Source organism: Variovorax durovernensis (assembly GCF_977011995.1).
Map to the genome: position 1 here is coordinate 2,240,375 of NZ_CDRNCW010000001.1, position 25,938 is coordinate 2,266,312.

At 65.4% G+C, this 25,938-nt stretch carries 35 protein-coding genes; 19 read left to right on the forward strand and 16 right to left on the reverse strand.

Features of this window, described 5'->3' with window-relative positions:
* Positions 1 to 36: 36 nt before the first annotated feature.
* The 3 genes from ACWV14_RS10675 (at position 37) to ACWV14_RS10685 (ending at position 2,374) form a co-directional block, all read left to right on the forward strand.
* The gene (locus tag ACWV14_RS10675) at positions 37 to 624 is read left to right on the forward strand and encodes a TetR/AcrR family transcriptional regulator (RefSeq protein WP_454906846.1); all 588 of its coding nucleotides are present in this window, start codon (positions 37 to 39) and stop codon (positions 622 to 624) included.
* Between the two features lie 94 nt (positions 625 to 718).
* Positions 719 to 1,852 (forward strand): thiolase family protein, encoded by a 1,134-nt coding sequence (locus ACWV14_RS10680; protein ID WP_454906844.1) that lies wholly within the window; start codon positions 719 to 721, stop codon positions 1,850 to 1,852.
* A gap of 42 nt (positions 1,853 to 1,894) precedes the next feature.
* Positions 1,895 to 2,374 carry a MaoC family dehydratase gene (locus ACWV14_RS10685; RefSeq protein ID WP_454906842.1) on the forward strand — a complete coding sequence of 160 codons (480 nt, stop codon included), beginning with the start codon at positions 1,895 to 1,897 and terminating at the stop codon, positions 2,372 to 2,374.
* A gap of 24 nt (positions 2,375 to 2,398) precedes the next feature.
* Here ACWV14_RS10685 and ACWV14_RS10690 read toward each other — a convergent pair whose 3' ends face one another.
* Complete coding sequence (locus ACWV14_RS10690) at positions 2,399 to 3,085, reverse strand: pentapeptide repeat-containing protein (protein WP_454906840.1); 687 nt, start codon at positions 3,083 to 3,085, stop codon at positions 2,399 to 2,401.
* Positions 3,082 to 3,894: a ferritin-like domain-containing protein gene (locus tag ACWV14_RS10695; RefSeq protein ID WP_454906838.1), complete on the reverse strand. Its 813-nt coding sequence runs from the start codon at positions 3,892 to 3,894 to the stop codon at positions 3,082 to 3,084. The genes ACWV14_RS10690 and ACWV14_RS10695 overlap by 4 nt, the downstream gene beginning before the upstream one ends.
* Before the next feature lie 37 nt (positions 3,895 to 3,931).
* Between ACWV14_RS10695 and ACWV14_RS10700 the strand changes: the two genes are divergently transcribed.
* Both ACWV14_RS10700 and hslO read left to right on the forward strand, forming a co-directional pair.
* Complete coding sequence (locus ACWV14_RS10700; RefSeq protein ID WP_454906836.1) at positions 3,932 to 4,456, forward strand: gamma carbonic anhydrase family protein; 525 nt, start codon at positions 3,932 to 3,934, stop codon at positions 4,454 to 4,456.
* Positions 4,457 to 4,493: 37 nt separating this feature from the next.
* A complete protein-coding gene (hslO, locus tag ACWV14_RS10705; protein ID WP_454906834.1) occupies positions 4,494 to 5,492 on the forward strand; it encodes an Hsp33 family molecular chaperone HslO in 999 nt (332 codons plus the stop codon).
* Positions 5,493 to 5,519: 27 nt separating this feature from the next.
* Here the strand turns inward: hslO and ACWV14_RS10710 are convergent, their stop codons facing one another.
* The 7 genes from ACWV14_RS10710 to ACWV14_RS10740 form a co-directional block, all read right to left on the reverse strand.
* Positions 5,520 to 6,494: a hypothetical protein gene (locus ACWV14_RS10710; RefSeq protein WP_454906832.1), complete on the reverse strand. Its 975-nt coding sequence runs from the start codon at positions 6,492 to 6,494 to the stop codon at positions 5,520 to 5,522.
* Between the two features lie 37 nt (positions 6,495 to 6,531).
* A complete protein-coding gene (locus ACWV14_RS10715; RefSeq protein ID WP_454906830.1) occupies positions 6,532 to 7,203 on the reverse strand; it encodes an AAA family ATPase in 672 nt (223 codons plus the stop codon).
* Positions 7,200 to 7,820, reverse strand: a complete 621-nt coding sequence (gene pnuC, locus ACWV14_RS10720) for a nicotinamide riboside transporter PnuC (protein ID WP_454907833.1) — start codon at positions 7,818 to 7,820, stop codon at positions 7,200 to 7,202. Before pnuC ends, ACWV14_RS10715 begins: the two co-directional genes overlap by 4 nt.
* 284 nt (positions 7,821 to 8,104) lie before the next feature.
* Complete coding sequence (gene ftsB, locus ACWV14_RS10725) at positions 8,105 to 8,383, reverse strand: cell division protein FtsB (RefSeq protein ID WP_422085863.1); 279 nt, start codon at positions 8,381 to 8,383, stop codon at positions 8,105 to 8,107.
* 19 nt (positions 8,384 to 8,402) lie between these two features.
* On the reverse strand, positions 8,403 to 9,686 hold the full coding sequence (eno, locus tag ACWV14_RS10730; protein WP_081267222.1) for a phosphopyruvate hydratase: 1,284 nt from the start codon (positions 9,684 to 9,686) through the stop codon (positions 8,403 to 8,405).
* A gap of 55 nt (positions 9,687 to 9,741) precedes the next feature.
* Positions 9,742 to 10,032, reverse strand: a complete 291-nt coding sequence (locus tag ACWV14_RS10735; protein WP_454906828.1) for a DUF1330 domain-containing protein — start codon at positions 10,030 to 10,032, stop codon at positions 9,742 to 9,744.
* The gene (locus ACWV14_RS10740; protein ID WP_081267220.1) at positions 10,029 to 11,711 is read right to left on the reverse strand and encodes a CTP synthase; all 1,683 of its coding nucleotides are present in this window, start codon (positions 11,709 to 11,711) and stop codon (positions 10,029 to 10,031) included. Before ACWV14_RS10740 ends, ACWV14_RS10735 begins: the two co-directional genes overlap by 4 nt.
* A 192-nt stretch (positions 11,712 to 11,903) precedes the next feature.
* On the opposite strand from ACWV14_RS10740, the gene coaBC reads away from it, so the two are divergent.
* From coaBC to ACWV14_RS10760, 4 genes are all read left to right on the forward strand, one after another.
* Positions 11,904 to 13,127, forward strand: a complete 1,224-nt coding sequence (gene coaBC / locus ACWV14_RS10745; RefSeq protein WP_454906825.1) for a bifunctional phosphopantothenoylcysteine decarboxylase/phosphopantothenate--cysteine ligase CoaBC — start codon at positions 11,904 to 11,906, stop codon at positions 13,125 to 13,127.
* Entirely contained in the window at positions 13,127 to 13,621 is a 495-nt protein-coding gene (locus ACWV14_RS10750; protein ID WP_454906823.1) for a hypothetical protein, read from the forward strand. The genes coaBC and ACWV14_RS10750 overlap by 1 nt, the downstream gene beginning before the upstream one ends.
* Positions 13,622 to 13,623: 2 nt before the next feature.
* Entirely contained in the window at positions 13,624 to 14,070 is a 447-nt protein-coding gene (gene dut, locus ACWV14_RS10755) for a dUTP diphosphatase (RefSeq protein WP_019655978.1), read from the forward strand.
* Positions 14,071 to 14,240: 170 nt separating this feature from the next.
* On the forward strand, positions 14,241 to 14,741 hold the full coding sequence (locus ACWV14_RS10760; protein ID WP_422085868.1) for a glycine zipper 2TM domain-containing protein: 501 nt from the start codon (positions 14,241 to 14,243) through the stop codon (positions 14,739 to 14,741).
* Between the two features lie 78 nt (positions 14,742 to 14,819).
* Here ACWV14_RS10760 and ACWV14_RS10765 read toward each other — a convergent pair whose 3' ends face one another.
* Complete coding sequence (locus ACWV14_RS10765; RefSeq protein ID WP_422085869.1) at positions 14,820 to 15,344, reverse strand: FKBP-type peptidyl-prolyl cis-trans isomerase; 525 nt, start codon at positions 15,342 to 15,344, stop codon at positions 14,820 to 14,822.
* Between the two features lie 199 nt (positions 15,345 to 15,543).
* On the opposite strand from ACWV14_RS10765, the gene ACWV14_RS10770 reads away from it, so the two are divergent.
* Positions 15,544 to 16,785, forward strand: a complete 1,242-nt coding sequence (locus ACWV14_RS10770) for a tyrosine-type recombinase/integrase (RefSeq protein ID WP_454906820.1) — start codon at positions 15,544 to 15,546, stop codon at positions 16,783 to 16,785.
* On the opposite strand, the gene ACWV14_RS10775 is transcribed toward ACWV14_RS10770, so the two are convergent.
* From ACWV14_RS10775 to ACWV14_RS10790, 4 genes are all read right to left on the reverse strand, one after another.
* On the reverse strand, positions 16,733 to 17,050 hold the full coding sequence (locus tag ACWV14_RS10775) for a helix-turn-helix transcriptional regulator (RefSeq protein ID WP_454912712.1): 318 nt from the start codon (positions 17,048 to 17,050) through the stop codon (positions 16,733 to 16,735). The genes ACWV14_RS10770 and ACWV14_RS10775 overlap by 53 nt on opposite strands.
* Before the next feature lie 91 nt (positions 17,051 to 17,141).
* A complete protein-coding gene (locus ACWV14_RS10780) occupies positions 17,142 to 18,131 on the reverse strand; it encodes a DNA-methyltransferase (protein WP_454912713.1) in 990 nt (329 codons plus the stop codon).
* On the reverse strand, positions 18,128 to 19,090 hold the full coding sequence (locus tag ACWV14_RS10785) for a DNA-methyltransferase (protein ID WP_454912714.1): 963 nt from the start codon (positions 19,088 to 19,090) through the stop codon (positions 18,128 to 18,130). The genes ACWV14_RS10780 and ACWV14_RS10785 overlap by 4 nt, the downstream gene beginning before the upstream one ends.
* Before the next feature lie 126 nt (positions 19,091 to 19,216).
* Positions 19,217 to 19,783: a hypothetical protein gene (locus ACWV14_RS10790; protein ID WP_454912715.1), complete on the reverse strand. Its 567-nt coding sequence runs from the start codon at positions 19,781 to 19,783 to the stop codon at positions 19,217 to 19,219.
* A gap of 215 nt (positions 19,784 to 19,998) precedes the next feature.
* On the opposite strand from ACWV14_RS10790, the gene ACWV14_RS10795 reads away from it, so the two are divergent.
* A complete protein-coding gene (locus ACWV14_RS10795; protein WP_454912716.1) occupies positions 19,999 to 20,484 on the forward strand; it encodes a lytic transglycosylase domain-containing protein in 486 nt (161 codons plus the stop codon).
* A gap of 30 nt (positions 20,485 to 20,514) precedes the next feature.
* Here ACWV14_RS10795 and ACWV14_RS10800 read toward each other — a convergent pair whose 3' ends face one another.
* A complete protein-coding gene (locus ACWV14_RS10800; protein WP_454912717.1) occupies positions 20,515 to 21,420 on the reverse strand; it encodes a ParB/RepB/Spo0J family partition protein in 906 nt (301 codons plus the stop codon).
* Between the two features lie 432 nt (positions 21,421 to 21,852).
* Between ACWV14_RS10800 and ACWV14_RS10805 the strand changes: the two genes are divergently transcribed.
* The 8 genes from ACWV14_RS10805 to ACWV14_RS10840 all read left to right on the forward strand — a co-directional run bounded on the left by ACWV14_RS10805 (position 21,853) and on the right by ACWV14_RS10840 (position 25,297).
* The gene (locus ACWV14_RS10805; protein ID WP_454912718.1) at positions 21,853 to 21,993 is read left to right on the forward strand and encodes a hypothetical protein; all 141 of its coding nucleotides are present in this window, start codon (positions 21,853 to 21,855) and stop codon (positions 21,991 to 21,993) included.
* A complete protein-coding gene (locus ACWV14_RS10810) occupies positions 21,990 to 22,469 on the forward strand; it encodes a hypothetical protein (protein ID WP_454912719.1) in 480 nt (159 codons plus the stop codon). The genes ACWV14_RS10805 and ACWV14_RS10810 overlap by 4 nt, the downstream gene beginning before the upstream one ends.
* The gene (locus ACWV14_RS10815) at positions 22,466 to 23,248 is read left to right on the forward strand and encodes a hypothetical protein (protein ID WP_454912720.1); all 783 of its coding nucleotides are present in this window, start codon (positions 22,466 to 22,468) and stop codon (positions 23,246 to 23,248) included. Before ACWV14_RS10810 ends, ACWV14_RS10815 begins: the two co-directional genes overlap by 4 nt.
* A 130-nt stretch (positions 23,249 to 23,378) precedes the next feature.
* A complete protein-coding gene (locus tag ACWV14_RS10820) occupies positions 23,379 to 23,519 on the forward strand; it encodes a hypothetical protein (RefSeq protein WP_454912721.1) in 141 nt (46 codons plus the stop codon).
* Positions 23,516 to 23,704, forward strand: coding sequence for a hypothetical protein (locus tag ACWV14_RS10825; RefSeq protein WP_454912722.1), 189 nt, complete (start codon positions 23,516 to 23,518; stop codon positions 23,702 to 23,704). Before ACWV14_RS10820 ends, ACWV14_RS10825 begins: the two co-directional genes overlap by 4 nt.
* A gap of 128 nt (positions 23,705 to 23,832) precedes the next feature.
* The gene (locus ACWV14_RS10830) at positions 23,833 to 24,402 is read left to right on the forward strand and encodes a phospholipase D family nuclease (protein WP_454912723.1); all 570 of its coding nucleotides are present in this window, start codon (positions 23,833 to 23,835) and stop codon (positions 24,400 to 24,402) included.
* A gap of 163 nt (positions 24,403 to 24,565) precedes the next feature.
* A complete protein-coding gene (locus tag ACWV14_RS10835; RefSeq protein WP_454912724.1) occupies positions 24,566 to 24,823 on the forward strand; it encodes a hypothetical protein in 258 nt (85 codons plus the stop codon).
* Positions 24,824 to 24,997: 174 nt separating this feature from the next.
* Positions 24,998 to 25,297 carry a hypothetical protein gene (locus tag ACWV14_RS10840; RefSeq protein WP_454906812.1) on the forward strand — a complete coding sequence of 100 codons (300 nt, stop codon included), beginning with the start codon at positions 24,998 to 25,000 and terminating at the stop codon, positions 25,295 to 25,297.
* A gap of 58 nt (positions 25,298 to 25,355) precedes the next feature.
* Here the strand turns inward: ACWV14_RS10840 and ACWV14_RS10845 are convergent, their stop codons facing one another.
* The gene (locus ACWV14_RS10845) at positions 25,356 to 25,808 is read right to left on the reverse strand and encodes a hypothetical protein (RefSeq protein ID WP_454906814.1); all 453 of its coding nucleotides are present in this window, start codon (positions 25,806 to 25,808) and stop codon (positions 25,356 to 25,358) included.
* Positions 25,809 to 25,938: the final 130 nt, after the last annotated feature.

Genomic DNA, 25,938 nt, shown 5'->3' on the forward strand with positions numbered 1-25,938 from the left:
CTTGTGCTTCGATTCTCCCTACCTTATAGTAGGTAGATGACCAGCGCCACAGCAGCCGCCCCAGCCCTTGCCACCGGCAGCACCCGCGAGCAGATCCTCGCGGTGGCGCGCGGCTTCATTGAAACCCGTTCCTACCTGGGCTTCAGCTTCCAGGACGTGGCCGACGCGGTCGGCGTGCGCAAGGCCAGCCTCTATCACCACTTTCCGAGCAAGGAAGCGCTGGGCATCGCGGTGATCCGCGCCGCAACCCAGGGCTTCAAGGACTGGGACGCCGCCCGCGCGCGCGAACCGAAGGACGCGCTCGAATCCTATTTCCGCATGTACCGCAACACGCTGAAGGCCGGTTCCGGCATCTGCCCTGCGGGTGCGCTGGCGCCGGGCTGGGACGTCATCAACGACGAACTGCGCGAGGCGGTTCGCGAACTGCGCAGCACCCAGGTGACGTGGCTCACGGGCGTGCTGGGTGCGCTGATGCCGGCCCGCAAGAAGGGCGCGTCGGTCGCTTCGCTGGCGGCCTATGTGTTTTCTTCCTGCCAGGGTGCGCTTTTGTCGGCACGCATGACAGGGCGCGTGGACGAGTTCGACGAAGCCATCGCGCAACTCAGGAGTTCATTGCCCGGCTGAACGCGGGCCTGACGCAGGCGCGCTTCGGCGTGCCTATTTTTTTGACCCTTTAACCTACCGATTGGATGGTAGGTTTTATCTGTTGGAGCATTTCATGAAAGCCGTGATTTCCGCCTATGCCCGTTCTCCCTTCCACTTCGCGAAGAAAGGCGCGCTGGCCGACGTGCGCCCCGACACGCTCGCGGCCGGCGTCGTGAAGGGCCTGCTGCAACGCACCGACCTCGATCCCGCGCTGCTCGAAGACATCATCCTGGGCTGCGCCTACCCCGAGGCCTCGCAGGGCAACAACCTCGCGCGGATCGTCGGGCTGCTGGCCGGGCTGCCGCACGAGGTGGGCGGCATGACGGTGAACCGCTTCTGCGGCTCGTCGATGCAGGCGGTGCACATCGCCGCCGCGCAGATCGAGGCGGGCATGGGCGATGCGTTCCTGTGCGTGGGCGTGGAATCGATGACGGCGGTGCCGCAGGGCGGCTTCAACTTCTCGCCGAGCCCGGAGCTGCTGGCCAACACTGACGCCTACATCTCCATGGGCGAGACCGCCGAGAACGTGGCGCAGCGCTGGAATGTGAGCCGCGCCGACCAGGAAGCCTTCGCGGTGGAATCGCATCGCAAGGCTGCAGCCGCACGCGCAGAAGGCCGGCTGGCAGGCGAGATCGTGCCGGTGCGGCTGGCCTCGGGCGACATCGTCGATGCCGACGGCTGCATACGCCCAAGCACCTCTGCCGAAGCGCTGGCGAACCTCAAGCCCGCATTCCGCCCCGACGGCGTGGTGACGGCCGGCACCTCGTCTCCGCTGACCGACGGCGCGGCCGTGGTGCTCGTCACCAGCGATGCGTTTGCCGCAAAGCACGGCCTGCAGGCGCTGGCACGCATCCGCTCGTTCGCGACCGTGGGGGTCGACCCGGCCATCATGGGCATCGGCCCGATCCCTGCGACACGCAAGGCACTGGCACGTGCCGGCCTGAGCGCGGCCGACCTCGACGTGATCGAGATCAACGAAGCCTTCTCGTCGCAGGCGCTGGCCTGCATCCGCGACCTGGGCCTCGATCCCGCGAAGATCAACCTCGACGGCGGCGGCCTTTCCATCGGCCATCCGCTGGGCGCGACCGGCGCTCGCATCACCGGCAAGGCCGCGTCGCTGCTGGTGCGCGAGAAGGGGCGCTATGCGCTGGCCACGCAATGCATCGGCGGCGGGCAGGGCATCGCGACCATCCTCGAGCGCGTCTGAAGAACGGTCCGAGAATGCGGGCACGAACCCCAAGGAGAACCGATGACGGCAACCCCTGAAGCCGGCGCCAGGCCCAAGCTGTACCTCGAAGACCTGTCCGTCGGCGACCGCTTCCAGAGCGCCGAGCATGCGCTGGACGTGGCGCAGATCCAGGCCTTCGCGCGGCAGTTCGACCCGCAGCCTTTCCACACCGACGAAGAGGCCGCAAAGAAGACTTTCTTTGGCGGGCTGGCCGCGAGCGGCTGGCACACCGCGGCGCTCACCATGAAGCTGCTGGTCGAAAGCGGCATCCCGCTGGCCGACGGCATCATCGGCTCGGGTGGCGAGCTGCAATGGCCCAAACCCACGCGGCCCGGCGACGTGCTGCATGTGGTGAGCGAAGTGGTCGACATCGTGCCCTCGCGCTCCAAGCCCGGCCGCGCGATGGTCACCATGCGCTGCCAGACGCTCAATCAGCGCGGCGATGTGCTCCAGCACTTCACGCCGAAGCTGGTGGTGCATGCCAGGCCCGAGGCGATCTGAGGGCCTGAAGGCCCGAGAGCCGGTTCAGACCACCCGCAGGCCCAGTTCCTCGACCAGCGAGGCGGCCTGCCGGTGCGAGATGGTGGCGCCCTTGAACTGCGCCGCGTTCGCGAGCCGCAGTCCGCCGAGGTCGACCTCGCGCAGGTCCGCACCCTCGAATCGCGCCAGCTTCAGGTGCGCGTTGCGCAGGCTGCCGCCCTCGAACACCGCTTCGCGGAAATCGCAGCCCGACAGGTCGGCTTCCGAGAAGTCGAGCTGTTCGAGCGTCTGCTTGCGGAAAGACATGCCGCGCAGATGCGCATCGACCAGCAGCGAATCCTTGAAGCCGATGCCCAGCGCCGACACTTCGCCGAAGTGCGCGCCGGTGAGCTTCACGCCGGTGAAGAAGGCCGAGGCCATCTTGGCGCGCGCCCACTGGGTGTTGTTCAGGTCGCAGTCCTGGAAGCGCGCGTTCGTCAGGTCGGCGAGGCCGAAGTCGGCCTGGCGCGAGCGGCATCCGGCCCAGCGGGTGTCCGCCAGCAGTGCGCGTTCGAACGAAGCCTCGGCAAAGTTGCAGAGCGTGAACTGCGCGCCGCGCAGGTCGAGGCGCGACAGGTCGGCCCTGTCGAAATCGCAGCGCTCGAAATGCAGCGGCTCGGCGCCCTTGCGCTCCTGCAGGCAGGCCAGCAGGTCGGGGCGCGACCAGGTCTGGTCTGAAATCACGTGGGTCATTCGGGGCGGGAGTCGGTCAGGGCGCGCAGTTCTTCGGGACTGAAGCCGGCCCGGCCGCGTGCCTCGAGATTGAAAGGCGGCTTGTGGCGCGGTGCGTCGTAGCGCGCGACCAAGGCTGGGTAGGTGGCCTCGGGGTCGATGCCGGCGCGCTCGCACAGCCAGCGGTACCAGTGGTTGCCGATGGCCACATGGCCCACTTCGTCGCGCAGGATGATGTCCAGGATCTCGACTGCCCGCAGCGCATCGGGCGTGTTCACCCGCTTGAGCTTGGCCTGGATCAGCGGCGTGGCGTCCAGCCCGCGCGCTTCCAGCGTGCGCGGCACCAGCGCCATGCGGCCGAGCACGTCGTCCTTGGTCTTCTCGCACATGTTCCAGAGGCCGTCATGGCCCGGAAAGTCGCCGTAGCGCCAGCCCATGTCCTGCAGATGCGTGTGCAGCAGCGTGAAGTGCAGCGCCTCTTCGTCGGCCACGCGCAGCCAGTCGCGGTAGTAGGCCTCGGGCATGCCGTCGTAGCGCCACACGGCGTCGAGCGCGAGGTTGATCGCGTTGAACTCGATGTGGCAGATCGAATGGATCAGCGCGGCCCGGCCATCGGGCGTGAACGGCGAGCGCTTCTGCACGGCGGTGGCGGCCACGCGCACTGGCTTGTCGGGGCGGCCGGGCACGCCGGTGTCGTCGCCGGGCGTGCGGATCGGGTCGGTTGCTATGGAATCAGTAGCGCCGTGCAGAGAAATGGCGCGCGTTGCAGCCACCTTCTGTTCAGGATCGGTCAGTCGCAGCGCGGCCAGCGCGCTCAATCGGGGGTGCATCCCTACAATTCTAGTTTTGCCCCCGGAGACAACCACGATGGCGATTTATGAATTGGACGGCGTTGCACCGACCCTCGGCGAAGGCGCATGGGTGGCCGACAGCGCCCAGGTCATGGGCAACGTCAAGCTGGCCGACAACGCGAGCGTGTGGTTCGGCGCCGTGCTTCGCGGCGACACCGAGACGCTGACCATCGGACGCAACAGCAACATCCAGGACCTGTCGGTGCTGCATGCCGACATCGGCTGCCCGCTGACCATCGGCGACAACGTCACCGTGGGCCACCAGGTGATGCTGCACGGCTGCACCATCGGCGACAACTCGCTGATCGGCATCCAGGCCGTGGTCTTGAATAACGCGAAGATCGGCCGCAATTCGATCGTTGGCGCCGGCAGCGTCGTGACCGAGGGCAAGGAGTTTCCGGACAACTCGCTCATCATCGGCTCGCCGGCCAAGGTGGTGCGCACCCTCGATGACGCCGCGGCCGCCCGGCTGCGCCAGAGCGCAGAGCACTATGTCGAGAATGCCCATCGCTTCGCGAAGGGCCTGAAAAAGATCGCCTGACCGGTTCGGTTGCAGGCACACAGAGAAAGAAAACGTTTTGAGCGAGCTGCACAAATTCCTGTTCGATGGCCTGCCGGTGCGCGGCATGATCGTGCGCCTGACAGATGCGTGGCAGGAGATCCTTGCGCGGCGCGCCTCCAACACCGCCACCGGCGCCTATCCGTCGCCCGTGGCCGAACTGCTCGGCGAAATGACGGCTGCCGCCACGCTGATGCAGGCCAACATCAAGTTCAACGGCGCGCTGATCCTGCAGATCTTCGGCGACGGCCCGGTCAAGGTGGCCGTGGCCGAGGCCAAGCCCGACCTGAGCCTGCGCGCCACCGCCAAGGTGATCGGCGACCTGCCGGCCGACGCCCGGCTGCCCGACATGGTCAACGTGAACAACAAGGGCCGCTGCGCCATCACGCTCGACCCCAAGGACAAGCTGCCGGGCACGACGCCCTACCAGGGCGTGGTGCCGCTGTTCGACGACAACGGCGAGAAGCTCGGCAAGCTCAGCGACGTGCTGCAGCACTACATGCTGCAGAGCGAGCAGCTCGACACCACGCTGGTGCTCGCGGCCGACGACAAGGTGGCCGCCGGCCTGCTGATCCAGCGCCTGCCCGTGAAGGGCGAGGGCAACCTCGAAGGCACCTCGCGCAAGGACCACGACCAGGCCAACGAAGACCAGATCGGCCTGAACGAGGACTACAACCGCATCTCGATCCTCGCGTCCAGCCTGACCCGCGACGAACTGCTCACGCTCGACGTCGAGACCATTCTTCGCCGCCTGTTCTGGGAAGAGAAGCTGCTGCGCTTCGAGCCGCAGGCCGGCCTGCTGGGCCCGCACTTCGCATGCACCTGCGGGCGCGAGCGCGTGGCGCAGATGATCCGCGGGCTGGGTGTGGAGGAAGCCGAGAGCATCCTCGCCGAGCGCGGCGACATCGAGGTGGGCTGCGACTTCTGCGGCAAGCAGTACCGCTTCGACGCGGTCGACACCGCGCAGATCTTCAGGCCGCCGACGGACCAGATTCCGGGCAGCCCGGTCGTCCAGTAAGCGGCCTGTCGAGGCGCGAGCGCCGGCTCAGCGCGCTTCGCTGCTGTCGAAGTCGCCGAACGAGATGTCCGGCGCGCTCGTGTTGTGCTTCGACGGCAGGCTGCGGCCGAAGCGCACCTGCGTGGCCTGCAGGCTCTTCACGTCGGGCAGCGGCAGCACCTGCTGCGCGGCTTGCGGCGCGGCCTGCCAGCGCACTTCGCTCACGTCGGCGTTGTCCGGCGTCACATACATCGAGCGCAGTACCGCGAAGGGCTGCGCATTCACCGTCGGCTTCGACAGCGTGACGTCGAGCGCGGTGCGCGTGCGGCTTATTTCATCGACACGCGCCACCGCGCTGCCGCCGTTCGCGAAGCGCACGTGGATTGCCAGCGGCTTCGGCACGATGCGGATCGACGCGATGCTCACCACCGGCCGCGCGGCCGCCTCCACCGGTCCGAGCAGGAACGACGACCCGTACACGCCGTCGCCGAAGCGTGGGTCCGGCAGCGGCTTGAGCCGCCAGTAGCCGTCCGACGGGTAGAGCACGATGGCCTCGAGCGCCTTGCCGTTTTCCTTCCTGAACACCTGCAGCAGATGGAAGCCGCGGTCGCTGCGCTTGCCCACGGTCACGGGCACGCTCTGCGGGCGCCAGAAGGTCGGCAGCGTCATGCCGACGATGCGCCACTCGGCGTTGTCCAGCAGTACCACGGTGCGCTTCTTGAAGCGGTGCGCGGGGTCGGTGGGGTGGGCGCCGCCGTCGAAGTTGCAGCCCGAGAAGTCGGGCGCGGTGACGTCGTTGCCGATCTTGTCGAGGTAGTCGGGCTGCAGCGCCTCGATGCGCATGTGGCGGATGCCGTCGCCGCGCAGGGTGAGGGAGACGTTGTCTTCCTCGGCGCAGGCGGTGGTGGTGGTGCCGTTCTCTATGGTGGCCGCGACGGGGGCGGCAGCGGCAGGGCCGGCGGCCAGCAGCAGGGCGATGAATGTGGTGGCAGGGGCGAGGCGCGCGGCTGTCGAAAGGGGCATCGGGTCTCCGGTGAAGGGGATGGTGCGCGCCGCTCGCTTATTCGCGGCGCGCGATCAGGTCGCTGAAGAGCTTATGTTCGCATTCCGGGTCGGAGCATTTCTCGCAAGGCCATGACCACGAGGCGGGCTTGGATTCGAGCCGGCCGCGTGCGCGGGTGCGGCCTTCGTTGCCCGCGATCGAGTTGATCGCGTTCCAGGCGTTGGCAAGGCGTTCGCCGCCGCTGCCATGCACCACGGCGAACGAGAGCCTGGCGCCGATGAGCGCGGCGCGCACCAGCGTGTCGGTCGGCTGCTGCGCATGCGGGCCGTCGCGCATGTCGTCGGCCACCCAGGGCAGGTCGAGCGCGGTGAGCAGCGTGATGGCGTACCGCCGCTGCGCGGCCAGGGCACCTTCGTAGAGCGAGGTGTCGGCGAACAGCTGCTCGCTGTAGACCGCCGTCATGAGCGCGGTGGTATCGGCCACCACCACGCCCGAGGCGGCGGCAACGCCGATGCGGCGGGTCTGCTCGTCGGCAATGGCCTGCTGCTCGTCGGGGCGCGGCGTGCGGCGTTCGCGCTCGCACCATTCGCGCAGGTACTCGCCCACGAGCGTCACCGGCGTGCCGCGGTCCTGCAGGCGTTGCGCGATGGCGCGCGCCAGCTCGGTCTTGCCGGTGCTTTCGGCGCCCAGCAGCGCGATGACGCAGCCGGTCGGCAGGGTGGGCGTCATGCGCGTGCCGCCTGTGGCAGGCGCTGCCGCCATGCCAGGTAGCCGGCCACGCTGAGCACAGCGAACACCGCATACAGCCCGACCGTGAGCCACAGGCCCTTGTGAATGAACAGGCCCACGCTGACCACGTTCACCGCCAGCCAGATCAGCCAGTTCTCGATGAACTTGCGCCCGAGCAGGAACTGCCCGACCAGGCTCAGCCCGGTGGCGAAGCCGTCCCACCAGGGCACGTCGGTGTCGGTGAAGCGGCGCAGGAAGAGGGCGACGGCCGGCCACGCCAATGCGCAGGCGGCCAGAGTGAGGGCAATGCCACGCGGCGAAAGCCGGCCGACATGCAAGGCGCTCCCGTCGGCCCGGTGGCCGCGTAGCCACTGGGCCCAGCCCCACAGGGCGACGAAAGCGAAGAAGACCTGGAGCGAGGCGTCGCCGTAGATGCGCGCCTTGGCGAAGACGGCCACATAAAGCAGCGAACTGACGATGGCCAGCGGCCATCCCCAGTGAATCTCGCGCATGTTGCAGCCGACCATGGCGAGCGCCAGGAGCGCGGCAACAAGCTCGAGCCAGCTGACGGGAGAGCCCCAGAGCAGAAAAGCGGGGGCCGAGAGAAGCTCGAGAATCAAGTTCACCCCCAGGCTACGCGCACTTCGTGTCGCTTCGCCAACCCCCTGCCGGGGGCAATACCAGCGGCCCGGCAAAGCCGGTTCCGCGGTATTTCGCGCTCATGCAAAAAACTGTGCTGAATCAAGATGCCAAGGACTCGTCCGACAGGCTGCCGCTGCCTGGGCTGAGGGCGCAGTCTTTTCGTGAGACACCGCGGAACCGGCTTTGCCGGGCCGCCTGTGTCGCCCCCTGGAAGGGGGTTGGCGAAGCGACACGAAGTGCGCGAAGACTGGGGGTCATCCTAGTGCGCGATTTGTACGAACACTTCGTTCGGCTTCACCATGCCGAGTTCCGCCCGCGCGCGTTCCTCGACCATCTCTAGGCCTTCCTTGAGGTCGTTGACCTCCGAGGTCAGGCGCTCGTTGTTCAGCGTGGCCTTGGCGTTGGCTTCCTTCTGGTCGGCCAGCTTGGTCCGCAGCTGCGCCACGTCGCGCACGCTGCCGCGCCCGTTCCACAGCTGCCACTGCAGGACGCCCAGCAGAAGCAGCAGGATGATCGGTGGAACGAAGCGGGCGCGCATGCGCGAGGCCTCCGGTGCGTTACTTCAGGTTGTAGAACGCGCCGCGGCCCGGGTACACGGCGATGTCGCCGAGGTCTTCTTCGATGCGCAGCAGCTGGTTGTACTTGGCGATGCGGTCCGAGCGCGACAGCGAGCCGGTCTTGATCTGGCCGGCATTGGTGCCCACCGCGATGTCGGCGATGGTGCTGTCTTCGGTTTCGCCCGAGCGGTGCGAGATCACGGCCGTGTAGCCCGCGCGCTTGGCCATTTCGATGGCAGCGAAGGTCTCGGTCAGCGTGCCGATCTGGTTGATCTTGATGAGGATCGAGTTGGCGATGCCCTTGTCGATGCCCTCTTGCAGGATCTTGGTGTTGGTGACGAACAGGTCGTCGCCCACCAGCTGCACACGCTTGCCCAGGCGCTCGGTCAGGTGCTTCCAGCCGTCCCAGTCGCCTTCGTGCATGCCGTCTTCGATGCTGATGATCGGGTACTTGTCGACCCAGGTCGCGAGCATGTCGGTCCAGCTTTCGGACGTGAGCGAGAGGTTTTCGCCCGACAGCACGTACTTGCCGTCCTTGTAGAACTCGCTGGCCGCGCAATCGAGGCCCAGGGCGATCTGCTCGCCTGCGGTGTAGCCTGCCTTGTCGATGGCTTCCAGGATCAGCTGGATGGCCGCTTCATGGCTCTCGACGCTGGGGGCGAAGCCGCCTTCGTCGCCGACCGCCGTGCTGATGCCGCGGTCGCCCAGGATCTTCTTGAGCGCATGGAACACTTCGGCGCCGTAGCGCACGGCCTCGCGGAAGCTCTTGGCGCCCACGGGGATGATCATGAACTCCTGCAGGTCGAGGCTGTTGTTGGCGTGCGCGCCGCCGTTGATGACGTTCATCATCGGCACCGGCAGCTGCATGCCGCCCATGCCGCCGAAGTAGCGGTACAGCGGCAGGCCGGACTCTTCGGCCGCGGCGCGGGCCACGGCCATCGACACGGCGAGCGTGGCGTTGGCGCCCAGGCGGCCCTTGTTGTCGGTGCCGTCGAGGTCGATCATCGTGCGATCGAGGAAGGCCTGTTCGCTGGCGTCCAGGCCGAGCACGGCTTCCGAGATCTCGGTGTTGATGTTCTCCACGGCCTTGAGCACGCCCTTGCCCAGGTAGCGGCTCTTGTCGCCGTCACGCAGCTCGATGGCTTCGCGCGAACCGGTCGACGCGCCCGAGGGCACGGCCGCACGGCCCATGGTGCCCGACTCCAGCAGCACGTCGCATTCGACGGTGGGGTTGCCTCGGCTGTCGAGAATTTCGCGGCCGACGATGTCAACGATTGCACTCATCTTTTGTCTTTCTCTTTCGGTTCTCTTTGGCGGATGAATAAATGGGGCAGGGGGCTCAGAGGCCCTCGACGGCGATCATGTTCATGATCGCGGCGCCGGCACGCGCTTCGCGGGCCTTGAGGTATTCGGGCGTGTCGTAGAAGGCCTTGGCCTTCTCGAAGCTGGCGAACTTGAGGATCACGATGCGCGTGGGCTTCCAGTTGCCTTCCAGCGGCTGGACCTGGCCGCCGCGCACGCACACTTCGGCGCCGTGCGCCTGCATGGCGGCGCTCGACCACTTCTTGTATTCCTCGTACTGCGTCGGGTTGGTCACTTCGACGTGGGCGATGACGTATCCGCTGCTCATGCGACGGCCTTCAGTGCCTTGTTGGTGCTGCCCGCGCCCTTTTCCTTGTGTTCGAGCGCCGCCTTGATGAAGGCGTTGAACAGCGGATGGCCGCCCCACGGGGTCGACTTGAACTCGGGGTGGAACTGCACGCCCATGAACCAGGGGTGCACGTCCTGCGGCAGCTCGACGATCTCGGTCAGGTGCTCGCGCTGCGTGAGCGCCGAGATCACGAGGCCGGCCTTGCGCAGCTCGTCTAGGTAGTTGACGTTGGCTTCGTAGCGGTGGCGATGGCGCTCGGTGACCACGTCGCCGTAGATGCTGTGGGCCAGCGTGCCGGGCGAGACGTCGGAGCTCTGCGCGCCCAGGCGCATGGTGCCGCCGAGGTCGGATTTCTCGTCGCGCGTCTTCACGGTGCCGTCGGCGTCCTTCCACTCGGTGATCAGCGCGATCACGGGGGTGGGCGTCTCGGGGTCGAACTCGGTGCTGTTGGCGTTCTTCAGGCCGGCCACGTGGCGGGCGTATTCGATGGTGGCGACCTGCATGCCCAGGCAGATGCCGAGGTAGGGCACCTTGCCTTCGCGGGCGAAGCGGGCAGCCGAGATCTTGCCTTCCACGCCGCGCTGGCCGAAGCCGCCGGGCACCAGGATGGCGTCGTACTTGGCCAGGCGCGACACGTCCTGCGCGTTGATCGTCTCGGAGTCGATGTAGTCGATCTTCACGCGGGCATGGTTCTTCATGCCGGCGTGGCGCAGGGCTTCGTTCAGCGACTTGTAGCTGTCCGACAGGTCGACGTACTTGCCGACCATGGCAATCGACACTTCCTTTTGCGGATGCTCGACCTCGTAGACCAGGTCGTCCCAGCGCTGCAGCTTGGCGGGCGGGGTGTTGATGCGAAGCTTGTCGCAGATCAGGCCGTCCAGGCCCTGCTCGTGCAGCATGCGGGGCACCTTGTAGATGGTGTCCACGTCCCACATCGAGATGACGCCCCATTCGGGCACGTTCGAGAACAGCGAGATCTTGGCGCGCTCGTCGTCGGGGATCGGGCGATCGGCGCGGCACAGCAGGGCGTCGGCCTGGATGCCGATTTCGCGCAGCTTCTGCGCGGTGTGCTGCGTGGGCTTGGTCTTGAGTTCGCCGGCGGCGGCGATCCAGGGCACGTAGCTCAGGTGCACGAAGGCCGAGTTGTTCGGGCCCATGCGCAGGCTCATCTGGCGCACGGCCTCGAGGAAGGGCAGCGATTCGATGTCGCCCACGGTGCCGCCGATTTCGACGATGGCCACGTCCACCTCGTGCGCCGTGCCGATGCCGGCGCCGCGCTTGATGTATTCCTGGATTTCGTTGGTGATGTGCGGAATCACCTGCACCGTCTTGCCGAGGTAGTCGCCGCGGCGCTCTTTTTCGAGCACGGTCTTGTAGATCTGGCCGGTCGTGAAGTTGTTGGCCTTGCGCATCCGCGTGTTGATGAAGCGCTCGTAGTGGCCGAGGTCGAGGTCGGTCTCTGCGCCGTCATCGGTGACGAACACTTCACCATGCTGGAAGGGCGACATCGTGCCGGGGTCGACATTGATGTACGGATCGAGCTTGATGAGGGTGACTTGGAGGCCGCGCGATTCGAGGATCGCGGCGAGCGAGGCGGAGGCGATTCCCTTGCCAAGGGAAGATACGACACCACCGGTGACGAAGACAAATTTGGTCATGCCAGTTCCGGACTTTGCAATCCGGGCAGTGGGAAATTGCGATTATAGGTGTGCCCTTCGCGGCACCTTTCGTGAAGGGCATCTTTCGTGGGGGCCGCCGCGCACGGCCACCCGAAGCGGCCGGCCCGCCCCCGGTTGGGGGGAGGCGAAGACACGAAGTGCGAAGCCTGGGGGTGAGCAACAATACAGCCCATGCAAGATCTCGCCGGCAAACACATCGTCCTGGGCCTCACCGGAGGCATCGCCTGCTACAAATCGGCCGAGCTGTGCCGGCTGTTCGTCAAGGCGGGCGCGACCGTCCAGGTCGTGATGACCGAAGCGGCCGAGCAGTTCATCACGCCGGTGACCATGCAGGCGCTCTCGGGGCGCACGGTCTACACCTCGCAATGGGACACCCGCGAGCCCAACAACATGCCGCACATCAACCTGAGTCGCGAGGCCGATGCGATCGTGCTGGCGCCCTGCAGCGCCGACTTCATCGCGCGGCTGGTGCAGGGCCGCTCCGACGACCTGCTGAGCCTGATGTGCCTGGCCCGCCCCATGGACCGCATTCCGCTGCTGATCGCGCCGGCCATGAACCGCGAGATGTGGGGTCATCCGGCCACGCAGCGCAACCTGATGCAGGTGGCGGCCGACGGCGCCACGGTGCTGGGCGTGGGCAACGGCTGGCAGGCCTGCGGCGAAACCGGCGACGGGCGCATGCTCGAGCCCGCTCAGTTGCTCGAGGACATCACGGCTTTTTTCAGCCCCAAGCTGCTGGCGGGGCAGAAGGTGCTGGTCACGGCGGGGCCGACCTTCGAGTCGCTCGACCCGATCCGTGGCATCACCAACCATTCGTCCGGCAAGATGGGTTTTGCCATTGCCCGCGCGGCCCGCGAAGCGGGCGCCGAGGTCACGCTGGTGGCCGGACCGGTCCACCTGCCCACGCCGCGCGGCGTCACGCGCGTCGACGTACTGTCGGCGCAGGACATGCTCGAAGCCACCACCCGCGCTGCGGAGTTTGCTAGTGTTTTCATAGCAACAGCCGCCGTGGCCGATTGGCGCCCGGCCACGCAGAGCGACCAGAAGATCAAGAAAGACGGCAGCGGCAAGACCCCGGTGCTGGAGTTCGTCGAGAACGCCGACATCCTGCTGACCGTCGCGCGAAGCGAGCGCGCCCAGTCGAAGAAGCTCTTCTGCGTGGGCTTCGCGGCCGAAAGCGAAAACCTCGCGGCCCACGCCAAGGCCAAGCGCGAGCGCAAGGGCATTCCGCTGCTGGTCGGGAACATCGGCCCGCTGACCTTCGGGCAGGACGACAACGCGCTGCTGCTGGTCGACGCCAACGGCGTGCGCGAACTGCCGCGCGCGCCCAAGCTCACGCTGGCCCGCGAACTGATGACCGAAATCGCCGCACGACTTCCCGACTGGAGGGTCTGATGAACCTGAATCCCCAATGGAACACGCCGCCCAATGGCGACTTCGCGCGTTACGTCGAACGGCTGTCGGCCCAGGCCGCATTGCCAAGGCGCGCGCCCAAAGAGGGCGAGCCGGGGCTCGATGTCGGCATGACCCAGCCTCCCGGCCAGCAGGGCCCGGGTGCGCAGAGGGCCCAGGGCCCCGTCACGGCTGCCATGCAACGGCAGCAGCAACAGCAAGAACTGCCCAACGGCGAAGTACCCAAGGCCCAGCCCGATGCGTTCGATCCGAAGGTGCTCAAGGTGATGGGCGCGGTCGGCGCGCTGGTGTTCCTCGTCCTGTGGGCTTCGGGCGTGCCTTTCGGCGTGCTCGTGCTCCTGCTGGGCGTGGCCCTGTGGTTCGGCAAGAAATTGAAGGGCGTGAAGTTCACCCCCGGTGTCGCCAAGTGGCAGCTGCTGCTGGAAGAGGCGAACCGCAAGCAAAGAGAACAGCAACAGAAGCAAGGCAGCAATTAAAAGTGAAAGTAGACGTCCGTATCCTCGATCCGCGCATGGTGGATCAATTGCCCGCGTATGCCACCCCCGGCAGCGCCGGCCTCGACCTGCGGGCCTGCCTCGATGCCCCCATCACGCTGGAGCCCAACGGCTGGCAGCTGGTGGGCACCGGCATCGCGATCCACCTGGCCGACCCGGCCTACGCGGCGCTGATCCTTCCGCGCTCGGGCCTGGGCCACAAGCACGGCATCGTGCTGGGCAACCTCGTCGGCCTGATCGACAGCGACTACCAGGGCGAACTGAAGATCAGCGCCTGGAACCGCAGCGACACGCCCTTCGTGCTGAACCCGATGGAGCGGCTCGCGCAGCTGGTGATCGTGCCCGTGGTGCAGGCGCAGTTTCGGGTGGTCACAGAATTTGCACCTACGCAACGCGGCGAGGGCGGCTACGGCTCCACGGGCAAACATTGAGCGAACCCTGAGGGGAGCCTGAGTTTCCGGGCGGTAAAGAACGGAACCCGGGCAGCCCCGTTGCCTCGAAGGTTTCAACGTGTGTTTCGCGTCATCGCGGCAACGGCTGCGGCGTTAGACACACGCAGGCGCATTGTTCGTGCGCCGTTCTATCTGAGGAGCCTCTCAACATGAAGATTTCAATGCGCTTCGTTTCCGTTACCGCTTCCGTGCTGGCCGTGGCCACTCTCACGGCGTGCGTGGCGCCAGCGCCTGTCTACCAGACCTCGCGCTACCCCTACCAGGCACCGCCGCAGGCCATCCAGTACCGCGAAGCCTCCTACGTCGAATACGGTCATGTGGCCAACATCGAGGTGCTGCGCAGCGAAACCGCCGGCACCGGCACCTCGGGCGGCGGCGCAGTGGCCGGCGGCGTCATCGGCGGCGTGGTGGGCAACCAGTTCGGGCGCGGCAATGGCCGTGCCGCGGCCACCGCGCTCGGCATCGTGGGCGGCGCCCTGCTGGGCAACAGCATCGAGGCCCAGCAGAACGGCCCCCGTGTATACGAGACCTATCGCGTGTCGGTGCAGACCGACCGTGGCGGCTACCGCGCATTCGACGTGCAGAGCCCCGGCGACCTGCGCATCGGCGACCGCGTGCGCATCGACAACGGCCAGATCTCGCGCATGTGACCCATCCACTCCCCGACTCGTCGGGGCACGAAAAAGCCGGGCAATGCCCGGCTTTTTCTTGGGCGCTATCGGCCGTCGTCAGTGCAGCGTCTCGTTGCCCGGGGCCATCGGCGCGACCTTGAAGAAACCCGTGCCCGCAGTGCCGCGTCCGACTTCTTCTTCCGTTGCCTCGCGCACCGAACGCACCGTGATGTCGAGCCGGATCGCGATGCCGGCCAGCGGATGGTTGCCGTCGAGCACCAGGTGGTCGGGGTAGATCTCGGCCACGGTGTAGATCGTGTCCTTCGGAATGTCGGCGTTCACGCCCTTGGGCAGCGCCGAGCCGTCGAAGGTCATGCCTTCTTCCGTGCCTTCGGGGAAGAGCGAGCGGGGCTCCAGGAAGAGGAGTTGGTCGTCGAAGTCGCCGAAGCCTTGCTCGGGCTCGATCTGCAGTTGCACCCGGGCGCCGGGCTCATGGCCCTGCAGGGCCGCCTCGATCACGTCGAAGAGATCGTCGCCGCCCACCATGAATTCCACCGGCTCTTCGAGCACGTCCAGCACGTCGCCGAGCGTGTCTTTCATCGTCCAGGTCAAGCCGACCACGCATTGTTCAGAGATTTCCATTGCAGAGCCATTGCGGCCGATCCAGCGGCCGCGCTTAAGTTGTTGATATTCAAGCCGTATCGCCGCTCGGACCACATTTCTCCAATGAAACGATGCTTCGACAAGCGCAAAAGGCGATGGTACGGACACTCACTGGCACTTCACTACATTCGATGCCTGAGCGTAGGTTTTTGCGCAGAACCTACGCTAGACTTTATCCATGTTCGATGCCCGTGAAGCAAAGAGTCTAAAGCCCGACGAGCACCTTGGCATCGAAGGGTGCCCAGGCCTGCGGTTGCAATGCACCACACAGGGGCGTTCGTGGACGTACCGCTGGAAGTCTCCCGAGACTGGGGGTATGCGGCAAAAGAAGATCGGCAACTGGCCTGCCATGTCTGCGCCGGCCGCCATCGCGGCATGGGAAAAGCTTCGTGAAGTCCGAATGGGAGGGACGGATCCCGTCACGAGGGCGGTCCGTGTCGAGACTGTCGAAGAGGTCTGCGATTTCTACGTTTCCGGGCACATCGCTGAAAGTCGCAAGGTTCGCGGCAGGGAAGCCGTCAGCCGCATGTTTAAACAGATGCTGGGCGATGTGGCAACCATCCCGGCCAATCAACTGACCCGGGCTCAAGCGTTCGACGTACTGCACGCGCAGCGCAAAACACCCACTCAAGCCCAGAAACTGCGATCCGAGCTTGGCGCTGCCTGGGAGTATGCGATGGATGCAGGTCGTTTGCCGCAAGACACGCCTAACTGGTGGCGGCAACTGATGAGAGGGAAACTGCGATCTGTTGGTCGATTAGTTGCTGGTCGCCGCGTCACGACGAAGCGCTTCCTAAGCGCCGACGAGTTGGGGAAACTCGTGCAGTGGCTTCCAAACTTCAGCGAGATGGTCCAGGACGTGCTGACCTTGTATTTGTGGACTGGCACTCGCGGGTCAGAGATCGTGGCCATGGAGGCGCATGAGATCCAGGAAGAAGCCACGGGCCTCTGGTGGACGATTCCCAAGGTGAAGACCAAGAACGCCAGACATCCCCAAGCCACCGACCTACGTGTTCCCTTGATCGGGAGGGCGGCCAAGATTGTGCAAAAAAGGATAGTCAGTGCGCCGGCCTCTGGATATTTGTTCGCGGCCGAAACAGAGGAGGGGGGGACGCACACCGCGCAGCAGGCGATTGGTGCTGCGGTGAACTACGTTCAGCCCTACTGCCAGACTGCGAAGCGTCACGTACGGGAGCGGTTGCCGGTGACGCACTGGGCTCCGCACGATCTACGGCGTTCCACTAGAACGCTCCTTGCCTCAATGGGCTGTCCTCCCGAGGTTGCTGAAGCGGTGCTTGGTCACCTGCCCAAGGGCATCGAGGGAACGTACAACCGCCATACGTATGATTTGGAGCGACTGGCTTGGCTTACTCGCCTGGATGAGAAGCTTGAAGCGCTCGTCGGCGCCCACAGTTCTTAGGTGGCAGGATCTCTGATACCGGCCGCGACTCCAGCCATGCATCTAGTTCACTCACCAGCCAGGCTACCCGACGCTCGGAAAGTTGCCTCGGCTTCGGGATTGATCCGCCGCGTACCAGAGCCTGCAGGCCGGACTCACTAAGCCCGATGTACGCAGCGGCGGCTGACAGCATCAGAGCTGCCGGTCTTATGTGCTGCCGCTCGTCGTCATTGCTTGATCGACGGGTGTTTGGATGGAGGGCACGCTTCGGTAGGACGACGCTCATGGACACTGAATATGCGCGACTTGCGGCTGAGCCTGTGCATGAAACTGCGGGGATTTGGTACGGCTTTCAGATGACGACGAGCGAGAGATTTTCAGCGTTCTCCGAGGACCAGTCCAGGCTGGCGCAGTCGCTCTCGTTGCAACGGCTCGTTTGCCTCGTTGAGCTCGATGCCGATGAAGTCGCGGCCAAGCTGTTGTGAGACTTGGCCGGTGGTACCGCTCCCGAAGAACGGATCCAGCACGACTCCGCCGGCAGGAGCACCAGCCAGGATGCATGGCTCGATCAGAGCGGGAGGGAATGTCGCGAAGTGAGCGCCCTTGTAGGGTGCTGTCGGAACCGTCCAGACGCTGCGCCTGTTCCTGGTTGGGTGCTCCACATCGCGCACCGGAAAACCACCGCTCTTGTCGCGCTGCGGGGAGCCGAGGTAGGCACCGCTCGCGGCTTGCTCGCCGCGGCCCAGGATCCGGGCACGTCGAATGTCAGCCAAGCTCGACACCGCGGGCTCCTCGATCGCTTTCATGTCGCAGTAGTAGCTCGCCGATTTCGAGAGCAGGAAGATGTACTCGTGTGCCTTGGTGCAGCGGTCGTCGACGCTCTCGGGCATCGGATTTGGTTTCGACCAAACAATGTCTTGGCGCAGGTACCAACCATCGTCCTGGAGCGCAAACGCCACCCGCCAAGGTATGCCGATCAAGTCTTTCGCCTTCAGTCCTGTTTTCGTTTTCGCATGGACCGGCATGTTGTCGTTGCGGCTTTGCTTTGGCCAACGATCTTCGTCCCGCGCACCACACCCTCCGCCCGCGTAGCTATCGCCGAGGTTGAGCCAGAGCGTCCCGTCGTCGCGCATCAGTCGCCGCACCTCGCGGAATACCTCGACCAGCTTGGCAACGAACTCCGCCGGCGTTTCCTCGAGCCCGATCTGACCAGCATGCCCATAGTCGCGAAGGCCGAAGTACGGCGGCGACGTGACACAGGTTTGCACAATGCCGGCTGGCATTCCGCGCATCGTCTCGATGCGGTCGCCAAAATGGCAGCGGTTGAGCCAGTGTGTTGCCCTCGCGGCGGTCGAAGCGGTTTTCACGCGGGCTCCAAAAGCAGCGCCGGCTGCCGCAGCCGCCTGGCTTGCAGAGGCTCGCACCCCGGGTCCAGCTCGCAGCCAATGAATGAGCGCCCGAAATTCTGAGCCACTTCGGCCGTGGTGCCGCTCCCGAGGAACGGGTCGAGAACAACGCCACCGACCGGAGCTCCAGCGAGCACGCAGGGCTCGATCAACTCGGCGGGATAGGTCGCGAGATGTGCGCCCTCGTAAGGCCGTGTCGCCACGCTCCAGACGCTGCGCTTGTTGCGGGTCAGCGCGTCGCTGCCGACCGTCTTCATTTCGCGGCCGGGTCGATTGACTGGAACAGTGCCACCCTTGGAGAAATGGCCTTGCCCGCGCAAAGCGTTCTTGCCGCCCCGAGCCCGAACGGTAGGTGCTGGCTCGGCCTCGGCCTCGGCCTCGGCCGCGACCGGTTCGAAGCTCGCCTGATTGGGAATGACCTGGCCCGATGGTCGCGCGAGCGAGCTCTGCGCAACGGGCTCCCTCATCGCCTCCTGGTCGAAGTAGTAGGTCGTTCCCTTTGACAACAGAAAAATGAACTCGTGTGCGTTGGTGCAGCGGTCCGTCGCCTTTTCCGGCATCGCATTGGGCTTGTCCCACACAATGCACTGTCTCAGCACCCAGCCATCGTCCTGCAGTGCCAGGGCCACGCGCCAGGGAATCCCCAGCAGCTGCTTGTTGTTCTTGCCATAGCTGTCGCCGAGGTTGAGCCACAGCGTGCCGTCGTCGCGCAGCACGCGATGCACCTCGCGGAACACGGCGACCATTTTGGCGACGTATTCGGCCGGCGTGGCCTCCAGGCCGATCTGTCCGGGGTGGCCGTAGTCGCGCTGGGCGTAGTAGGGCGGTGACGTGATGCATGTGTTGGCGATGCCGGACGGCATCCGGCGCATCGTCTCGACGCAATCGCCGAAATGGCAGCGATCAAGCCAGGGGTGCATGGGGAATTCCTCGAAGTCTTGCCCCCGCGGACCGCGTGGGTTCCACTCAAAATGCCATGCGCACCGCGTTCGGCAAGTGCGATTGCGGCCGATCCCTCGGGTCCATTGGGTGCCGTGATTCACATGTCAGAGGCATGCCACCATCGGCACCGGGCGCATGTCGGCGCCGTGCTGGTCCGTCGCGACGGCAAGCACGACCGGCCGGCCCACGGTCGGAGGGACCACCGGCTCGCCGCAGGCCGGACACACGCTGCCAACCACCTGGGCGGCATCCACGACAAGGCGGCGATGCGGTGCGAGCGGCAGGGAGAGGGACTCGGCGGCGGTGTTCATGCTTTCGCGCACATGTGCTGCGACGGCCGTGCGGGGTGAGCGGATGGCCAGTGGACCGCCGGTGACCCAGCACGGCGATTCCATAACGTGTGTCGCAAGTTCCAGCGAATCGGCCGCCCCCAATGCCTGGCGTGCGACCCGCGCCGCGTCGCCGCTGGAATCTTGCGCGATGAGTGCGGCCGTGCCGGCGAGGTACTGCCGAGCCAGGCTGACCTGACCGCACGAGCATTCGCAGCGGTGCAGCCCAACCATCAGCGGGCCCAGCAGCACCATCAGCCAGGGCTGGGTCCGCACGCTTTCGAAGGGGGTCCCGGCCAAATCCCCGGCCGTCAGTGTGAGGCGTTGCGTTGTGATCGTCATCTTCAGACCCCAAGCGGCCAAATTTGGCCGCTTGCCACCTTCCCACCAAAAAAAAAGCAGCCCGCCAAGGCGGGCTGAAGGCCCCCGCAGGGGCACAGGGAGGAGACTGCGGAATTCAATGTAGTCCGGTCGGCCGCGCGGATCCGTCGCAATGAAGTGGAAATCAGCCGGTGTTTCGCCGGTGAAATCAGGCCAGAGCTCGGCTCAATGGCAGCATGCGATATCCGACATGGCGCCAGTCTTGCGCCGCCGTACTGATCGCGGCGGCCTGTGCGACAAGCCACGCCTACTGCTTCAACGAAGCCGCCCAGCGCTACGGCGTGGAGGCAGATCTGCTGCGCGCCATTGCAGCCCAGGAGTCCGAGGGGCGCCCGGACACGAGCGTCGTCAACTCGAACGGGTCGGTGGACCGGGGACTGATGGGCATCAATTCGGTGCATTTGTCTGATCTCAGCCGGTTCGGCATCACCGCGCGAGCGCTGTACGACCCCTGCACGAACGTCATGGCGGGGGCATGGCTGCTCAAAAAGAAGATCCTCAAATACGGCTACACGTGGGCGGCCGTCGGCGCCTACCACTCGGAGACACCCAATCGGGGTGTCAACTACCAGTTGCTGATTTACCGGCGCTGGAGGGGAATTGCCAAACGGCCACAGTCCGCACAGGTTCAGGTGCCGCCGGCGGCGTCCAGCAGCGACTGAGGGCCTGCTGTCGGCCCGCGAAACCTTCGATCAGGCCGCGCCAGCGCTCGCCTCATCGGCTTGCGCCGCCTCGGGCAGGCCGGACAGGATCTGCTCGATCTTCTCGCGCACGGTGTCCGGCACCTGTATCCAGGCCGGATCGCTGCGCAGTTCGCCGACCGCCGCGAACAGGGGCGCAGACTGCTTCTTGATGTAGCTCGCCCGAACGTGGCCCGGCAGGTGCTTGGCGCTCGCGCGCTCCTTGCCGCCCTCGCTGGCGTTCTCCAATGCCTTGGCCAACACGCCTCGCGCCTTGTCGGCGTGCTTCTTCATCGTCGAGACCGCCAGCGAAACCGACAGCTTGCCCGATTGCACCCATTCCCGAATCTGCGTCGGGGCGCCCGCGATCGTCAGCAGGTCATCGACGTAGGTGGTGGTGACCGACAGCACCTTGGCGATGTAGGCCGTATCGCGCCCGAACCCAGTCAGCCGTTTGGCGATGATCGACAACTCGTACGGAGTGAACGGCTTGCCGTTGTTGCCCTTGACCAGCGCGACCGTCAGATCCTCCATGGTGGTCGAGCGGTCCTTGACCGCGACGGGAAGAGTCTCTAGTGATGCGCCGAGCTCGATCGCGCGGTGGGCCGCTGCAAGGCGGGTCGAGCCCTCGGTCACGTAGATGACCTGCTCGCCTGACTCGTTGGCAACGTAGCCGGCCAGCGGCTTGTCCTGGTAGAAGCCGTGCTCGAGGATCGACTGGGCGGTCTCCTCGACATGGGCCTCGTAGGCCGCATCGTGGATGCGAGGGTTGAAGCCCGGCAGCACCTTGATCTCGCGGATCGGCACTTGCCACAGGTCGCGTGACTTCGCTGTCGCCGCGGACATGGCGGCCTTCACGTTGCCCGAAGTCAGTTCGGTATCGAATTTCTGGATCGCCTTGTCGTTGAACGCACTCATGTTGGTCCTGAAAAGAAAAGGAGGTTGGAGGGACGCCCGCGCCGGGCTGAAATCAAGATAGCGCCGCGTTTCTCGCGCGCAACTCGAAAAGTCGGCGCGCGGGCCGTGCGTTTCGCTGAATGCAGCGGGGAATCTCACGGCTTTCGGGAATCCCGATTCCAGGCCGCCGCCGCACAATTGCGCCTACCGCTTCATGCGGCACGACAGTCCCACCGACGGCACCTGGCGCAACGCCGGCAGCCGAACGCGCACTTGAGCCCGGCTCGCGCCTCGCCGCATGGCGGCTCCCGGCTCCCTATGGGCAGTGCGACGCCCTCAGGTACTTTCAACTCCGATCTCCGGCGATTTCAGCCTGCGACCTCCACCGGTCTCAGCCTCAAGCCGCAAGGGCTGCATGTCTTTCAACAACCCATCCGCATGGAAGGACAAGACATGAACTTCAACCTCAATGACATGTGGCGGCGCATTCGCTGCTACGCCAGCCTGCGTTGCATGCCCCAGGGTCAGGCGGTCCCGGACCGCATCGACGTGGGCTACTGCCTGGACAACTCCAGTGTGGAGGTCCCGCAGTGACGGTGCTATTCGACCTCGCTCGATCGGTGGTCGATGCCTGGGAGAAAGGTGACCTCGCCGGCGCCGTCTGCGCGCTGGACGGTCATCTTTCTGAGCTCGATGCCAACCGCGAATCGCACGAAGAGACGATCGAAGCGGCCCGGCGTTTCTATGCCGACGGATCCGATGACAGTCTGGAGATCGACGACAAGCCGTTCGTCACCTCCGCAGAAAAAGGGGCATGGGTCTCTGCATGGGTCTGGGTGCCCATCGACACCCGAACCCTTGGGCCATACGCTGCGCTGGCCGAGGCTGAATCGGCGGCACTGCTGCAACGGAAGCCCTATGCCTACGCCTGGATCACCAGGATCGGCGAGGCCTTTGCTGTAGTGGTTGCGGATTACCGCGAGCACGAGCCCGAACAGGTCGTCTCCGAATACTCCGAAGAAGGCCTCGCTGCGAAGTCCCCTCCACAGGACGCGAAGGGGGCGTCATGACCGCTCACCTCATCGAAGACGCCATCCGCTACTGCGTCGGCGGAACGATCTACACGGGGCATCAATTGCTGTGGGCGACCTACTGTGCCCACAGCGTTGCGCGAGCCTACGAGATCGCCGACGAGGCGAACGGCGGTGATGGTTCCGTGGATTGGAGCGACATCGACGATGCGCAACGTGAAGCCGCAGACGCGATGGGCGCCGACGCCATGAAGGAGATCGTCAGCGACGCGCGCATCTTCAACGGCCTTGACGGAAACGACGAAGAGGATGGTGTCGACCTCTGCGGCGAAGAGCCGGCAGTGTCGCGGCTTGCCCCGCTCGCCGCGAAGGTCGCGGAGACCGAGATTCAGGACGCGATCGCGGATGTGAACAAGCGCTACAACCCCGGTGAAGATGGCTATGGCCATGCGCTGGTGACCAAGGGAATACAGCTTACGCAAGCGCATGCCAAGGTTTCCGCATCCCAGGCAGGCGATCCGGCCCTGAAGGTCGCTCCTACCGACGCGTCGTCGGCCTATGACCCGAACGGCGGGCAGCCGGGGCAGGCTGACTTCCTGCATGCGCTCGCACTGCTTTGGAAGTCGCGCCGAGAGGTGCAGGAACTCAAGGTCGGGACCGTCAAGCACGCCACCCGCCAGTTCGAGTTTTTCGCCGGCGCTCTGGCCGCGGCCGATGCGCTGGGCCACCCGTACAACCCGATGGTGCTCATTCTGCTGAATGGCGCCGACGCGGTCGAAGTGTTTGCGAAGGTCGACCTGCCGAAAGGTGCGTCGTAGTCCCAGCCAACCCAGCCCCGCACGTCTCGCGACGTGTGGCCTGCGAGCGCATTCCATGCAGTGCGCTGGCACGCCACAGGGCGACTCCTTTTCAACCATGCCGCTGTGCGCGGCACTGACAGGAGCTTGTATGAGTGCTTATGAATTGCTCGTGGAAACGGGCATCGACGTCTCGGACAGCGAAGGCTCGACGGTCGAGCTGTCCGAGGAATCCGTTCGCGGCATGGATGACATGCTGGACTTCGCGATTGCCGAGCGGAGCGCCAAGTGAACGCCGCGCGCACGACACCCCGTGTCGCTCGCGCCAGCGGCGCCGGCATCCGCCGCCAACTTCCCGCCAAGCCGAGTCGGCTGAGCAGGCTGTTCATCTTCCTGGTGATCGCCTTGCTCTCGCCCATCTGGGCGGCCTTCTGGGTCGGTCTGAAAGTGCGCGGCGTGTACGGCTTCGGCCGCTGACCATCGCAGACCCTCCGGGGTTTGCGCCTGCGTGTCGATCGGGCGACCGGGTCGAACGCAGACGCAAGCCTCCGGCACCTCCTTCACCAAGCCCGCGTTCCGCGGAAGTGAATCCAAAGGAGAAATTCTTGAACCTCGCGAATCAGTTGATCGCCATCGTGCTGGCCCTGGCGGGCTCGCTGCTTCCCCCGATTGCCCTTGCGGGCACGGCTGCAGCCCCCGTCGCTTTGTCAGGCTGCATGGCAAGGACCGCGTTCTCGCCGAACGGCGGCGCCTCCGACCTCGTCCTGCTGGCGATCGCCAGCGCCAGGAAGAGCGTCCGCGTGGCCGGCTACTACTTCTTCGATGCGCGCATCGGGAAGGCCTTGCTCGATGCGAGCCGCCGCGGTGTCGACGTGCGCGTCGTGCTCGACAAGGACCACAACGCCTCGAAGCCTGGCCCGTCGATTGCCAGCTACCTGGCCGACCACGGCGTGCAGGTCGTCATCACCAGCGCCTACCGGATCCAGCACAACAAGGTGATGGTGATCGACGGTGAGACGGTGGAGACCGGTAGCTACAACTACACCAAGGGCGCGGACCTCGACAACGCCGAGAACGTGCTCGTGATCGGCCGATGCCCCCAACTCGCGGCGGCGTACCTGGCCGACTGGGAGAAGCTGAGGGCATCGGCGGGCTCGCGCATCCCGGGCAACTGAGCTGTCCGCGACGCGACGGCCTCGATCCCGAACCATGGCAATGCAAACCCTTCGGGGTTTGCCTCTGGGTGTGCCGCATGCCTTTGCGACGCGCACCCAGCGGCAAGCCTTCGATGGCCGGACTCATTTCAACCTGCTGCAGCCGCAGCACGAAAGGAGTCCCATGAGCAAGAGCAAGAACAGCGCGCAAACCAGCGCCAAGTACCTGTCGGTCGAGAAACTGGCGTACCGCGCGTACAGCTATGTCGAGTGGCAGCGCATCCATGAAGCAGCGTCCGATCCACGCAAGACGGCCGGCGTCGTGGCCTACCTGAATCGCCTGAGCGAGTGCGCCTTCACCGACGTGCCCGAGATCGCGCGCTTTCACAAGATCGCGTGGAACCTGGTGCGCCGCACGGAAGTGGTCAACCACAAGAACTGAGTTGGGCATGAAACGGGATTGGCGGGAACGAAGGCTCTGGCCTTCTTCCCGCGATCCCGGCAGCCGAGAGAAAGACGGCTTGCCCCTGTGCGCCGGTGCGTCCAGCGGCAAGCCCTCCGTTTGTGGGCTGGCTCCATTCAAACACGCCGTGGACTCGGCACGAAGGAGCAGAAAATGAACGACAGTTCAAAGGCAATGCGCGATGCGAGAAGTAGCAGGATGGTGCAGAGGTACCGCGACGAGGTGCCCATCGGAAACGCCCGGCTGTTCAACGAGGACTTCTGGGAAAACGTCTTCAACCACGCTGTCAAACCCGCTCACTTGAAGCAGGTGCGCGAGTTTCTCGATGGCATCGAGAACGACGGGATGTACGTGTTCCCGAGCGTTTTGTACAACGCGAAGAAGGCTCGCGCCTACGTCGCAGCGACCGAGAAAAAGATGGCCGAAGCCAAGATGTTTCGGCGCCGCAAATAGCTGACGCAGGTGAATCGCATCCAGAAGAGGCAACTCGACGGGATGCGGTTCATCTCGCTCAGTTCAGAACCGCATCGCGTCTCGGGCCAGTTGGCACAGGCCTCAGCCCCGCAGCAGCGATCGTGCGCATCTGTTCGAGGTAGGGCTTCCACGCCATGAAGTCGTTCACTTTGGCCATGTCCCTCAGGAGCTGTCCGATCCTCGAGTCCGGTTGGCTGGTGAGGTGGCCGTCGGAGAACTCAAAAATGTTCCATCGGTAGTCCTTGCCGTTGCGCGCGATGCAGTCGAGCGCATCGTCGATCCAGAAGACCACGTTCTCGGCCCATTCCTGCTCGGTCGAGAGGCCGGATTCCAGGAAACGCATCTGCTCGTCGATCAGCACCAGCGGATTGGAGGCCCAGCGGGTCTCGCGGTGCGAAGCGCCGCTCGCAGGCGATTCCGGACAGCCCGCGGGGCCAAACATCGTCGCCTCCAGGGCGTCCGTCGCGCTTTGCAGATCGGGCTTCTTCATGGCGCACAGCTTACTTGGCTTCCCGCGACATGCAAGCGCATGGACATCGCCTCGCTCGACCCGCGTTCGGGTTGGCTTACGTCTGCGTGCTCCTGATGAGCACCCAGGCGCAAGCCTTGCGGCTGGTCGC